This is a genomic window from Limosilactobacillus galli, from assembly GCF_947381495.1.
GTDB lineage: Bacteria > Bacillota > Bacilli > Lactobacillales > Lactobacillaceae > Limosilactobacillus > Limosilactobacillus galli.
In genome coordinates this window covers 15,827-29,035 of record NZ_CANCWK010000018.1, presented here as the reverse complement: position 1 = coordinate 29,035, position 13,209 = coordinate 15,827, and the positions used below count along the sequence as shown (strand labels likewise).

Below are 13,209 nucleotides of genomic sequence, written 5' to 3'. Positions count from 1 at the left end.
AAATCAATGGTACAACAAGTAACAAAAAACGGTAAAGATAAGAAATCATCTTATCCTTACCGAATATCATAGAGCCAAAATAAAAGAACCCCCGCATAGCAGGAGTTCTCTGGCTTAGATTACTTTTCGTTATCGCGACGACGTTCAGCGATACGAGTAGCCTTACCAGTACGAGCCCGAAGGTAGTACAGCTTAGCACGACGTACCCGACCATGACGGAGAACATCGATCTTTTCAACCCGTGGTGAGTGAACTGGGAAAGTACGTTCAACACCAACACCGTTACTGATCTTACGAACAGTGTAGGTAGCGCTGATACCAGCACCGTGGCGCTTGATAACGACACCTTCGAACATCTGGATACGCTCACGTGAACCTTCAACGATCTTAGCGTGAACCCGAACAGTATCCCCGGCACGGAAGTCAGGAATATCATCCCGTAATTGACTAGCAGTAATCTTTTCGATCAACTTGTTTTGACGCATTATAATTTCTTTCCTTTCGCCGACATTCATGTCCCACCTGGGGGCAGCGGAATACCGTTATTCACGGCTAAACAGCCAATAACTACTATACAAGCTTTTCACTTAACTTTCAAGCCCTATTTTTGGTGCTCCTGGTTGATGATGGAATGGCGCAGGCCATAGCTGAAGTAGATGATCAGCCCGATGGCAAACCACCCCACCATCAGAATCTTGGCATCGATGTTCAAACCCCAGAAGATCACCGCAGAGAAGAGCGCGGAGATGGCTGGCAAAACTGGATACCACGGCATCTTGAACTGGGCTTCCGGCAAGTCCTTCCCCTCCCGTGGGCGCAGGGCGTAAATCCCCAGGGAGACGAAGATGAAGGCCACCAGGGTCCCCGCCGAAACCAGCGTTGCCAGGAAGGTGAACGGGAAGACGGAGCCCAGGATCATGGCCAGGACGGTGATCAGCCAGAGGGCGTGATTTGGCACGTGCCGCCCATCAATCACCCCGAGGGTCTTCGGCAACAGGCCGTCCCGCCCGAAGGCATAGATTAGCCGGGAAGAGGCCAGCAGGATGGCAATCAACGCGGAAAAAATCCCCACGATTGCCACTACCGAGAGCAGGTTGGCCGTAAAGTAGTGGCCGGAATGGCGGAGAGCCCAGGCGGCCGGCTCCGCATTGTTAGCGTAGCGGTTGTACTTGAACATCCCCACCAGGACCAGGGAAACGGCAATGAAGAAGCTGGTCCCCAGCACCAGGGTCCCGATCAGGCCCCGCGGCATCGTCTTCTGCGGATTCCTGGTCTCGGCGGTATTGGCCGCAATCGCATCAAAGCCGACGTAGGCGATGAAGATCTGCGCGGTCCCGGCCAGGATCCCCTGCCAGCCCCCGAAGGTTGTTCCGGGACGGTGCGGCGGGATAAACGGCACGTAGTTTTTCGCCTGGATAGCCGTCGCCCCAACCACGATGAACATCAGGATCACCAGAAGCTTGACCGCCACGATGATGTTTTCAATCCGGCTGACCTGGTGCAACCCCCGCGAGATCAGAATCCCGACGATCAAGATCGCTAGGGCCGCCAGGATATCGACGTAGGATCCGTGGCTTGGGTCAAATCCCCCGGTGAGGGCCCGCGGCAGATGAACGCCCAGGCTGGCCAGGAAACCCTGCATGTAGGCCGACCACCCCGAGGCGACAAAGGCCACCGAGATGAAGTACTCGGCCAACAGGGCCCAGCCGGCGATCCAGCCGAAGAACTCGCCAAAGAGGACGTTGATCCACGAGAAGGCCGAGCCGGCAAAAGGCAGGACCGAGGACGTCTCCGCGTAAGCCAGGGCAGAGAGCCCCGCCCCGATCGCCGCCACAATGAAGGCCAGCGGAACAGCCGGGCCGGTGTGCTCCGCCGCCACGATGCCGGGCAGGGTAAAGATTGCCGTGCCGACGACCATCCCCGTTCCGAGGCCGATCAGGTCAATTGTCCGCAGGCTGGGGGTCAGCTTGGCGTCCTTGGCCTCATAGACTGAGGGATCCTGTTTCCAAAGTAAACGTTGAATTAGTTTTTTCATCCCCATCACCATCAGTCTGGAATATCTGGATCTTCTTCGAGCTTGATATCCTCAAGCATCAGCTGCTGCTCACGGGTTAACTTGGCCGTCTTCAGCAGGTCGGGGCGCCGGTGGAGGGTCCGCCGCAGGGACTCTTTCATCCGCCATTCTCGAATCTTCTGGTGGTTACCGCTGGTCAGCACCTCAGGCACCTTCATCCCCCGGAAGTCGGCGGGACGGGTATACTGTGGAAACTCCAGCAGGCCGTTGCTGAAGGAATCACCCATCGGGGACGCCTGGTTGCCCAGCACCCCGGGAACAAAGCGAACGGTGGCATCAATCATCACCATCGCCGCCAACTCGCCCCCGGTCAGCACGTAGTCCCCCAGGGAGGCCTCATCGGTGACCAGGTGACGGATCCGCTCGTCATAGCCCTCGTAGTGGCCGCAGATGAAGGTCAGGTGGTCCTCCATCGCCAGCTCCTGGGCATAGTCCTGGTCGAAACGCCGCCCAGCCGGGTCCATCAGGATTACCCGGCCCTTCGGATAGGTGTCCTTGGTCTCCTCTTGGATCGCTGCCATGGCATCAAAAATCGGTTGCGGCTGGAGGAGCATTCCAGCCCCCCCACCAAACGGCGCATCATCGACATGGTTATGCTTGTCGGTGGTGTACTTCCGAAAGTCGGTGACGTTGATGTCGAGGAAGCCGCTCTCCTGGGCCCGCCCAACGATTGATTCCCCCAGCGTTGCTTGAAACATATCGGGGAATAAGCTTAAAATATCGATTCGCACTATTCTAGTCCTTCCATTAATTCAACTGTAACTTCACCGGCATCGAGATCCACGTCCTTAACCACGTCATCGATCACGGGAAGGAGCAAATCCTTCTTACCATCCCGCTGGACAACCCAGACGTCATTGGCCCCGGGGGAGAGGATTTCCTTAATGGTCCCAAGCTCTTCCCCGTCGACCGTCTTGACACTCAAGCCGATAATCTGGTGGTAGTAGTACTGACCGTCCTCTAGGGGTTGCTGGTCTTTGCCGCTGACCATCAGCTCGTGGTCACGGAAGGCCTGCACGTCATTGATATTGTCATAGCCGACAAACTTCACCAGGATAAAGCCCTTGTGCTGCCGGGCCGATTCGACGATCAGCTTCAGGGGTTCCCCAGCTTGTTGCAGGTAGAGGTCCTGCCCCTTGGCAAAGCGCTCCGCCACGAAATCGGTGGTCGGCATCACGCGCACATCACCACGGATACCATGGGTATTTACAACTTTACCAACATTATAAAAGTCCATATTTCCTCCTAAAAATGGTAAAACCTCCCACAGGTTGGTGTGGGAGGTTTTTATTTAGTGTCGATGATCATTAATCAGCAACCGGATCTTCTTGGCGTTTGTACGTCGAGAACGCGCGCCCTCAACAACTGTCCGTAGCGCCGCAGCAACGTGTCCCTGCCGGCCAATCAACCGGCCCACATCTGCTGCGTCAACATTAACGGTGTATCGCCGAAAACGGTCACTATCAGATACCGTAATCGACAACGATTCCGGATGTCTTAAAAGTGGGGTTACTAAACTACGAATCAACGCTTTGATATCAGTCTCGGTCATGATCACTCATCACTACTTCTTTGCGGCGTACTTAGCTTCGTGGAACTTCTTCATAACGCCAGCCTTTTGCAGCATGTTACGAACAGTGTCAGAAGGTTGTGCACCCTTTTGCAGCCAATCCATAACGGCGTCTTCGTCGAACTTAACTTCCTTTGGAGTAGTCAATGGGTTGTAAGTACCTAATGAAGTGATGAAACGACCATCACGTGGGGAACGTGAGTCAGCGACAACAATCCGGTAGAAAGGACGCTTCTTTGAACCCATGCGCTTTAAACGAATTTTAACGGACATTCTTTTGCACCTCCCTGATTTCTTTTAACAGATAATAATATACCAGTGTTCAAATGGAATGTAAAGTAGTTTTTCTTGACAGGCGTAATTTTTTTGAATTTAGCGCTTCTTGCGCATCTTGCGGAGCTTTTTGATCCGCTTCTGCTTGTCCTTCTTCATCTTCCGGGCCATCCGGTTCATCGCCATCTGACCCATCCGGCCGCCAGGCATCTGACCGCCGAACAGGTTCTGCATCCCGCTCATGTTACCGTTGGTGACCTGCTTCATCATCTTACGCATCTGGTTGAATTGCTTGATCATCCGGTTGACCTCGACGATCGGCCGGCCGGAACCAGCAGCCAACCGCCGGCGCCGACTCGGGTTCATCAAGTCAGGGTTCTCTCGTTCCTCCGGGGTCATTGAGAGGACGATGGCGCGGATGTGGGCAAACTGCTTGGGATCCAGATTGATGTTCTTCAGGGCCGGATTATTGGCCATCCCTGGCATCATCTTGATGATGTTCTCCAGGGGTCCCATCTTGGTGACCTGGTCCATCTGCGCGAGGAAGTCGTTGTAGTCAAACGTATTCTCCCGCATCTTGTCCATGGTCTCCTGGGCCTGTTCCTCGTCAAAGTTCTTCTGGGCCTTTTCGATCAGGGTCATCATGTCACCCATACCCAGGATCCGCGAAGCCATCCGGTCGGGGTGGAAGACATCTAAGTCCTCCATCTTTTCCCCTTCACCGACGAACTTGATCGGCTTCCCCGTGACGGCTCGGATTGACATGGCCGCCCCACCACGGGTGTCACCATCGAGCTTGGTCAGGACCACCCCGGTGATGTCGAGCTTGTCATCGAAGCCCTGGGCGGTGTTGACGGCGTTCTGCCCGGTCATCGCATCGATTACCAGGAGAATTTCGTCCGGGTTGACCAGCTGCTTAATGTTGACCAATTCGTCCATCAGTTGCTCGTCAATCTGCAGCCGACCGGCCGTATCGATGATCACGTAGTCGTTGTGATTCTGCTTAGCGACTTCCATCCCCTCGCGGACGATCTCGACCGGGTCCACGTCGGTCCCCTTCTCAAAGACGGGAACGTCGATCTGGTCGGCAACCTGCTGCAACTGGGTGATGGCGGCTGGCCGGTAGACGTCGGCCGCAATGAACATCGGCCGGGCGTGGTCCTCGTTCTTCAACCGCAGGGCCAGCTTACCAGCCGTGGTCGTCTTACCGGCCCCCTGGAGACCCACCATCATGATGACGGTTGGAATGTGGGCAGCCTTGTTGAGCGGCACGGCCTCTTCCCCCATCAGTTCGGTCAGTTGGTCGTTAACGATCTTGACAATCTGTTGGGCGGGGTTCAAGCCCTTGAGGACCTCGGCCCCGGCCGCCTCTTCGCGAACCTTCTTGACAAAGTCCTTGACCACCTTGAAGTTAACATCAGCTTCCAAGAGGGCCAGGCGGATCTCCCGCATGGTTTCCCGCAGGTCGGCCTCCGTCACCTTGGGCTTGCGCCGTAGTTTTTCCATCGCCTTCTGCAGGCGTTCTGTTAATCCTTCAAATGCCATTAGCTATTCTTCCTCCAAGCTTTCCAGATGGCCCACCAGCTCATTGAGGCGGGCATCATCCGGGTAGTGTGTGCGTACGTACTGTTGGATCTCATCGGCCTGGCGGTTGCGAGCCTGAAACTCCGCATAGAGGTGGAGCTTCGCCTCGTAGCTCTCCAGGATGTTCTCGGTCCGCTTGATGTTATCGTAGACCGCCTGCCGACTGATGTTGAAGTTCTCGGCGATCTCGCCCAGCGAGTAGTCATTCCCGTAGTAGCGGTCCATGTACTCGTTCTGCTTTTTGGTCAGAAGGGGCTGGTAAAACTCAAACAGCGAGTTGATCCGGTAGTTTTTCTCGATTTCCATATTAAAAAGTCACCTTGCTTAATCGACGTCGACCAGGCCCTTGAAGAGGCCGTAGACAAAGTCGCTGGCGTTGAACTTCTGCAGGTCGTCCACCTTTTCACCGAGGCCGACGTATTTAACCGGCAGGTGAAGTTCGTTCCGGATGGCCAGAACGATCCCCCCACGAGCGGTCCCGTCGAGCTTGGTCAGGACGATCCCAGTGACGTCGGTACTCTGCTTGAACAACTTGGCCTGGTTCAGGGCGTTTTGACCCGTCGTAGCATCCAGGACGAGCAGCACTTCATGCGGCGCATCCGGGATCTCCCGGGTCAGGATCCGCTTCATCTTGGCCAGCTCCTTCATCAGGTTGACCTTGTTCTGCAAACGACCGGCGGTATCGACGAAGAGGATGTCGTAGTCCTCCTTCTTGGCCTTCTGGACCGCATCAAAGACGACGGCCGCTGGATCACCGTTTTCTGGTCCAGTGACGATGTCAACCCCGTCACGCTTAGCCCAGACGTCCAGCTGTTCGGTCGCCCCGGCCCGGAAGGTATCAGCGGCGGCTAAGAGGACCTTCTTGCCCTGCTTCTTGAAGAGGGCGGCCATCTTACCAATCGTGGTGGTCTTCCCGGCCCCGTTAACCCCAACGAACATGATTACCGTCGGGCCGGACTCGGCCATGTTGAGGTCCGGGTTCTCGTCCTTGCCGGCTTCGTCGTAGAGGTCAACCATCTTTTCGATGATGACGTTGGAAACATCCTGCTTGCTCTTGGCGTTCTCCAGCTTAACCTCTTCTCGGAGTTCGTCGCTGAGCTTCATCGCCATGTCATAGCCGACATCCGATTCGATCAGCATATCTTCCAGGTCATCGAAGAAGTCCTCATCGACGTGGCGGAAGTTCGCCAGGAAGCGGTTGAGGCGGGCCCCGAAGCCAGTCCGGGACTTAGCCAAACCGCGGTCATACTTCTTAACGGTCTGGTCGGTCTCTTCTTCCTCATCGTTTGCCTGTTCGGCATCTTCTTCAGTGGCAGCGGCAGATTCTTCCACAGTTGGTTCCTCACTGGCTGGCTCTTTTACCGGTTCATTGGCAGAGGATTCTTCTTCAACGGCTGCACTAGTTGGTGCTGCAGACTCCGCGGCAGATTCCGCACTAGCTTGTTCAGCTGCGGCTGATGTTGCCGTTGAAGCAGCGGAGTCAGCCGTTGATTCTGCCACTGACGATTCCGCTACTGGTTCTTCCGTGGCCGCAGACTCTCCCTGTGCTTCTTCAGATATAGCAGTAGGTTGTGATTCTGCTGGTTGCGAAGTGGTCATTGGCTGCTCGCTGGCAGTTGACTGGGCTGCTTCAGATGATTCAGCCTTCTCGGATGACTGAGCCGCTTCCGTTGGCTGGGTAGCAGACTCGGGAACCGTAGTGGCTTGTGGCGCTGTCTCTTCAGCTGTTTCACTGACTGGGGCTGCACTTGGCGTCTCTTCTGGTTTCGTTGCCGCTGCACTTTCTTGGGCCACGGTTGGTTGGGCACTCGCGGTCGTTGGCTGCGCAGCCGTTGCACTTACCTGACTGGTTACCGGTTCCTGGGGCGCACTCGGCTGGGTGCTTTCAGGCGCCGTGTTGGCCGGACTAGTCACTGCACTCGGCTGTTCAGCCGGTTTCTTCTTATGGCGACGGAAAATATCAAATAATCCCATCTCTACACCTTCTTCTATTCTTCTTTTTCATCCATAGTATCGATCACGTCGACGGAGACCATCTTGGAAACTCCGGATTCCTGCATCGTGACCCCGTACAGGACGTCGGCCCCCATCATCGTTCCCTTCCGGTGGGTGATCACGATGAACTGCGGACCGGTCTTGCCAAAGCGGTTCAGGTACTGGGCAAAACGCTGCACGTTAACCTCATCCAGCGCTGCCTCAGGTTCGTCCAAAATGGCGAACGGTACCGGCCGGACTTTCAGGATCGCAAACAACAGGGTGATCGCCGTCAGCGCCCGTTCACCCCCGGAAAGGAGGCTCAGGTGCTGGTTCTTCTTGCCCGGCGGCTGGGCCATGATGTCGATGCCCGTCGTCAACAGGTGATCGGGATCGGTCAGGACCAGTTTAGCCTGGCCACCGCCGAAGATCTGCTTGAAGGTCTCATCAAAGGCCGCCGAAACCCGCTTGAAAGTCCGGATAAACCGCTGTTCGACCTGACTGTTCATCTCACCCATTGTCTGGTTGAGTTGTTTCCGGGCGGCCAGGAGGTCATCCTGCTGGCCTTTCAAGAAGTCGTAATGCTTCTTGACCCGGTCATATTCAGCAATCGAACCGACGTTGACATCGCCAAGTTCGGCGAGGCCCCGCCGCAGAAGCTTCAGCTGGCGGGCGAGCTGGTCGTCGTCCAGGTCACTGGCCTCCTGCCGGGCCGCCTCAATGGTCATCTCGTACTGCTCGCTCAGGTGGTTGAGCAGCTGGTCGAGCCGGCTCTCGATGCGGACCTGCTGAGCCTTGAGGTCACTAGCATCGTCACTGGCGGCCTGCTGGAGCTCCGTGGTCCGCTGATGCTTGTCTTCCTGGATCGCCAGGTCATCGTTCAGCTTGGCCAGCTCCTGGTCATATTTCTCCACCTGGGCCTTGGTCTTCGTCAGCAGCGCCTGAGTCTTCTCAAGGGCCGCCTGGTTGTCCGCCTGGGAGTGGTCATTATTCATGGCTGCCGCCAGGGCCGTCAGCTGATCCTTAACCCGGGTCAGCTCATCCTGTGTGTCGACAACCGTCTTAGCAGCCGCATCAACCTGGCGTTGGAACTGCTGCTGCCGTTCCGCTGCCACCGCGAGCCACTGCTCCATCTGGTGCAGCTGCTCGTTTTGGGCAGAGGCGTTGGTCTCAAGGGCGTGAATCTGTTCCGTCAGCGTCTTGATTTTCTCTTCGGTGGCCTGCTGACGGTGGGCCACCGCTGCTTCCTTTTGTTTCAATTGGGCAACCTGGGTCTGGTCATCCTTGACCTGGTTCCCCTGCTGGTCCGCCTGGGACTGGAGGGCCTGAATCTGACGATTGAGGTCCTGGAGCCGGCCGGCCAGCACTTCCAATTGCGACTGGGCGGCGTGCTGATCAAGCTGGGCCGTGTGCAACTGGGCTTGTAGACCCGTCAACTGTTTCTCCTGGTCATCATGACGTTGTTTGAGGTCCGCCACCCGCTGCTCGGCCTGGCTGACCTGGTTCTCCTGCTGGTGCAGAAGGTCATTTAGCTGCTTGCCGAGCTGCTTTTGGGTCAAAAGGCCGTGCTGGCGGTGACGATTGGCCCCACCGGTCATGGCCCCACTGGCGTTTATCAATTGACCATCCAGGGTTACCACCCGCAGCTGGTGCCGGCCAGCCCGGGCAATCGCGGTGGCGTGGTCCAGATTATCGGCCACGACCGTGCTGCCCAAAAGGTAGTCGGCTATTAGCTGGAACTGGGGATCAAATTGGATCAAGTCAACGGCCCGGCCGACGACCCCCGGCATGCCGGCAACCTGATTCCAGGAGCTGGCGGGCCGCCGGTGGATCAGGGTATCCAACGGCAGGATGGTTACCCGGCCGCCCCGGTGTTGTACCAGGTAGCTGATGATCTGCTTACCGGTCGCCTGCCGGTCAACCACCAGCTGCTGAAGCTGGCCGCCGAGGACGGTTTCAATAGCGGTCGTCAATTTAGCTGGCACATCGAAGAGTTCACTGACGGGACCCGCCAGTCCGGGAAAGTCCTGCCGGTTCTGCAGGACGGTCCGAACCCCCTGGTAGTAACCCGCGTATTCCTCGCTCATCGCCTGGTAGTTCTTGATCCGCGACTTCGTGGAGTGCACGTCACCAAGGGCCGCGTACCAATCCCGCTGGGCCTGCTGGTACTGCTGGGTGATGGCCGTCAGCTGGTGGTCAAGGTTGGTCACCTGGGCCTGAAGCTGGTTGACCTGGTCATTCAGCCGATCAAGCTCTTCCTGCTGGCTCTGCTGGTCGGCACTCAATCGGGCCTGCTGGGCCTGCCGATCTTGGAGCTCACTGCTGTTCTGGTTCTGCTGGTTGACCCGCTGCTCATGGCTCCGCTTCAAGAAGGCCTGCTGGTTGTGGACCGTCGTCAGCTCCTGCATCAGGTCGATCTGCTGGTTGCGCAGGTCACCCAATTGCTGGTTCAGCGCCTGAATCCGCTCGGCATTACTCATCTGCTTGGCCGTATCGTAGTCAGCCTGGTGCTGGTCCATCTCCTGCTCATGGGCCGCTAACTGGTCTTTGACCGCCTGCTGATCCTGCTGTGCCGCCTGCAACTGCGCTTCCAGCTTGGCCGCTTGCTCATTAAGCCGCTGCTGGTCAGCTACCTGCTGGTCCCGCTTCATGGAGGACATCGACTGCTGGTTTTTCAGCTGGGCGATCTTCTCCGTCTGGGTCAAGATGGCTTGCTGGGCAGCATCCTTCTGCCGCAATAGGGCCGCGCGTCGCTGTTTCAGCTGGGTCAGGACGGCATCGACCTTCTTCTGCTGGGCCTGGTAGTCAGTCACCAGCTTGGCAGTCTGCCGGTACTTGGTCTGGACGGCGGTCAGCTGCTGCCGTTGCCGGTCATATTGCCGCACCGTCTGCGTCCGGTCGAGGAGGTCGAAACGCTTCTTCTGTTCGAGGTAGTCCTTGGCCAGGGCGCTCTCGTCAGCCAGCGGTTCCAGCTGCCGGGACAGTTCACCGATGATATCGTTGACCCGGTTGAGGTTGTCCATGGTGGCAGTCAACCGTTTCTCCGCGGTCTCCTTGTTCTTCTTGTACTTGGCAACCCCGGCGACCGTCTCGATAATACCGCGCCGGTCCTCGGGTTTCCCGTTGAAGACGGCGGCCACCCGGCCCTGGGAGATGATCGAGAATGATTCCCGACCCAGTCCCGAGTCGATGAAGAGGTCGGTGATGTCCTTGAGCCGGACCTTCTGACCATTGATCAGGTACTCACTGTCCCCGTTGCGGTACAACTTCCGGGTGATTGTCAGCTCGCGGAAGTCACTTGCCAGGTAGTGGTCACTGTTATCCAGGGTGATCGAAACCACCGCCCGGTTAAGGGGCTGCCGGTCTGCGGCCCCGTTGAAAATCACGTCGGCCATCTTGTCACCACGCAGGTGCCGGGCCGACTGTTCTCCCATCACCCAGCGAATGGCCTCGATGATGTTGCTCTTACCACTCCCGTTGGGCCCGATGATGCCAGTCATCCCCGGCTCAAACTTGATGGTGGTCTTCTGGGCGAACGACTTAAAGCCGTCTAACGTTAAAGACAATAATTGCATTGTCAACTCACCTAATTACTTATTTTGCTTCCGTAACTTGTTCAGCGCGGTCTGGGCAGCCTGCATCTCAGCATGCTTCTTCGAGGAGCCGTGCCCATCAGCGACAACCTGCCCATCCACCGTCACATTGACATGGAACTCAGGGTCGTTCTCCGTCCCGGTCTCGTCGAGCAAGTGGTATTCGATATCAACGTCACCATTGCGCTGTAAATATTCCTGCAGGCTCGTCTTGGCGTCAACTGCGTGGTCAAACCAGCCCATGTCCAGCTTCGGGAAGATCACCCGCCGGACAAACTTCTCCACTGCTGGCCGGCCTTGGTCAAGGTAAAGGGCACCGACGAAGGATTCAAAGATGTCACAGAGCAGGCCCGGACGCTGGCGAGCACCGGCCTTTTCTTCACCCTTCCCCAGGCGGATGTACTGGTCGAAGTGACATTCCTTGGCAAACTTGGAGAAGCTATCCTCACAGACCATGGCAGCCCGCAGCCGGGTCAGCTTCCCTTGGGGCAGTTCGGGGTAGCGTTTGTAGATGTATTCGGAAACGATCAGTTCCAACACGGCATCGCCAAGAAATTCGATCCGTTCGTAAAACTTCAAATTCTGATTAGGGTGTTCGTTGACGTACGAGGCCTGGGTGAAGGCTTCGGCCAACAGTGACGGATCATCAAAATGAATATCGAATTCCTTGGCCAGGTAGTCTTGTAGTTCATTGATCATATAAATTATGTCCTTTCTGAATTATGGTTTTTAGCTAATTCTTCACTATTATACTAGAGTTATCCGGATTACGCAGTTCAGGAAAACAAAAAAGCTCCATTATCCGGAGCTTTTTTGCTTTTAGTTTGTGTGTTGTTCGATGTAGTCAACCACTTCACCGATCGTGCTCAGCTTTTCAGCGTCCTCATCATCGATTTCGGAGCCGAAAGTGTCCTCAAGTTCCAGGACAAATTCGACGAAATCAATGGAGTCCGCGTCTAAGTCGGTCTTTAAGTTTAATTCATCGGTAATCTTGGCCCGATCAACGTCAAAATGGTCGGCGACGATTTCGGAAACTTTATCGAAGATTTCCTTTCTTCTATTATCAGCCATTCTTCTTATAACCTCACTTTATAAAATACCCTCTTATTCTATTCGCTTTTCACTGACTTGTCCACTTCCGGATTGTCAGTAAAGAAATCAACGGTCTTGCCGATCAGGTCCGCCTTCAGCATCGTGTGAATCTGGCCGATCGTGTTCTTGATAGCCAGGACATCCGATGCTCCGTGAGTCTTGACGACTGGCGCCTTCAACCCGAGCAGGACGGCACCCCCATAGGTCGAGGTATTCATCGCCTGGCCAATCTTGTGGAAGACCGGCTTGAGCAGGAGGTAACCCAGCTTAGCCCGCAGGCCGCCGTTCATAATGCCGTGCCGGATCAGTGTCAGCATCATCTTGGCAGTTCCTTCCGTAGCCTTGAGGGCGGCGTTGGCGGTCCAGCCATCACTGACTACCACGTCAGCCTTGCCGTAGAGGAGGTCGCCAGACTCAATGTTGCCGATGAAGTTGAGGTCGTCCTGGGCATTCAGCAGTTGCCAAACGGCCTTATGGAGGGTATCCCCCTTGTCCTCCTCGGCCCCGTTGTTCAGCAGGGCAATCCGCGGGTTCTCCACGCCCAGCACACTCTCGGAGAAGAACTTACCCAGGTAGGCGTACTGGAGCAGGTTCTTCTCCTTGCTCTCGGCGTTGGCCCCGGTATCCAGGTAGACGAAGCTGTGGCGGCTAGCCCCCGGCTTGGCAATCGGCAGAACACTGGTCAGACCGGGACGGGCAATTCCCTTGATCCGGCCCACGATGAAGATTCCAGCGGCCAGCACTGCTCCGGTGTTCCCAGCGGAGAAGAAGGCATCCGCTTCCCCGTTCTTAACGGCGGTGGCAGCCTTCACAATTGAGGAGTCCTTCTTGTGCCGGATTGCCCGGACCGGTTCCTCCCCCATCGTGATGTCATCCGTGGTCGGGATGATGTGCAGCCGCTGGTCGTTCTTAATCAGTGGTTTGATCGCATCGGGGTTGCCGTAGAGGTCAAATTCCAGATCGGGATACAGGTCCCGAGCCTGTTCAACCCCCTCAATCACTACCTTAGGGGCGTTGTCGCCACCCATCGCATCAACTGCAATTTTCAT

General features: G+C 56.3%; 13 protein-coding genes. All 13 read right to left on the bottom strand.

What is annotated here, in order from left to right; genetic code table 11:
- Positions 1-119: 119 nt before the first annotated feature.
- The 13 genes from rplS to plsX all read right to left on the bottom strand — a co-directional run bounded on the left by rplS (position 120) and on the right by plsX (position 13,209).
- Complete coding sequence (gene rplS / locus QOS10_RS05235) at positions 120-485, bottom strand: 50S ribosomal protein L19 (RefSeq protein ID WP_283594219.1); 366 nt, start codon at positions 483-485, stop codon at positions 120-122.
- 116 nt (positions 486-601) lie between these two features.
- The gene (locus QOS10_RS05230) at positions 602-2,035 is read right to left on the bottom strand and encodes an APC family permease (RefSeq protein ID WP_283594218.1); all 1,434 of its coding nucleotides are present in this window, start codon (positions 2,033-2,035) and stop codon (positions 602-604) included.
- An 11-nt stretch (positions 2,036-2,046) separates the two neighbouring features.
- A complete protein-coding gene (gene trmD / locus QOS10_RS05225) occupies positions 2,047-2,805 on the bottom strand; it encodes a tRNA (guanosine(37)-N1)-methyltransferase TrmD (protein ID WP_283594217.1) in 759 nt (252 codons plus the stop codon).
- Positions 2,805-3,311, bottom strand: a complete 507-nt coding sequence (gene rimM, locus QOS10_RS05220; RefSeq protein WP_283594216.1) for a ribosome maturation factor RimM — start codon at positions 3,309-3,311, stop codon at positions 2,805-2,807. The genes trmD and rimM overlap by 1 nt, the downstream gene beginning before the upstream one ends.
- Before the next feature lie 54 nt (positions 3,312-3,365).
- The gene (locus QOS10_RS05215) at positions 3,366-3,626 is read right to left on the bottom strand and encodes a KH domain-containing protein (protein ID WP_283594215.1); all 261 of its coding nucleotides are present in this window, start codon (positions 3,624-3,626) and stop codon (positions 3,366-3,368) included.
- 12 nt (positions 3,627-3,638) lie between these two features.
- Positions 3,639-3,917: a 30S ribosomal protein S16 gene (gene rpsP / locus QOS10_RS05210; RefSeq protein ID WP_057806187.1), complete on the bottom strand. Its 279-nt coding sequence runs from the start codon at positions 3,915-3,917 to the stop codon at positions 3,639-3,641.
- A 99-nt stretch (positions 3,918-4,016) separates the two neighbouring features.
- On the bottom strand, positions 4,017-5,462 hold the full coding sequence (gene ffh, locus QOS10_RS05205; protein WP_283594213.1) for a signal recognition particle protein: 1,446 nt from the start codon (positions 5,460-5,462) through the stop codon (positions 4,017-4,019).
- Between the two features lie 3 nt (positions 5,463-5,465).
- A complete protein-coding gene (locus tag QOS10_RS05200) occupies positions 5,466-5,807 on the bottom strand; it encodes a putative DNA-binding protein (protein ID WP_283594212.1) in 342 nt (113 codons plus the stop codon).
- 18 nt (positions 5,808-5,825) lie between these two features.
- Positions 5,826-7,475 carry a signal recognition particle-docking protein FtsY gene (ftsY, locus tag QOS10_RS05195; RefSeq protein WP_283594211.1) on the bottom strand — a complete coding sequence of 550 codons (1,650 nt, stop codon included), beginning with the start codon at positions 7,473-7,475 and terminating at the stop codon, positions 5,826-5,828.
- A gap of 14 nt (positions 7,476-7,489) precedes the next feature.
- Positions 7,490-11,050: a chromosome segregation protein SMC gene (smc, locus tag QOS10_RS05190; protein ID WP_283594210.1), complete on the bottom strand. Its 3,561-nt coding sequence runs from the start codon at positions 11,048-11,050 to the stop codon at positions 7,490-7,492.
- Positions 11,051-11,065: 15 nt separating this feature from the next.
- Positions 11,066-11,767, bottom strand: coding sequence for a ribonuclease III (gene rnc, locus QOS10_RS05185; RefSeq protein ID WP_283594209.1), 702 nt, complete (start codon positions 11,765-11,767; stop codon positions 11,066-11,068).
- A 120-nt stretch (positions 11,768-11,887) separates the two neighbouring features.
- Positions 11,888-12,139 carry an acyl carrier protein gene (acpP, locus tag QOS10_RS05180; protein WP_057806164.1) on the bottom strand — a complete coding sequence of 84 codons (252 nt, stop codon included), beginning with the start codon at positions 12,137-12,139 and terminating at the stop codon, positions 11,888-11,890.
- 38 nt (positions 12,140-12,177) lie between these two features.
- Complete coding sequence (gene plsX, locus QOS10_RS05175; RefSeq protein WP_283594206.1) at positions 12,178-13,209, bottom strand: phosphate acyltransferase PlsX; 1,032 nt, start codon at positions 13,207-13,209, stop codon at positions 12,178-12,180.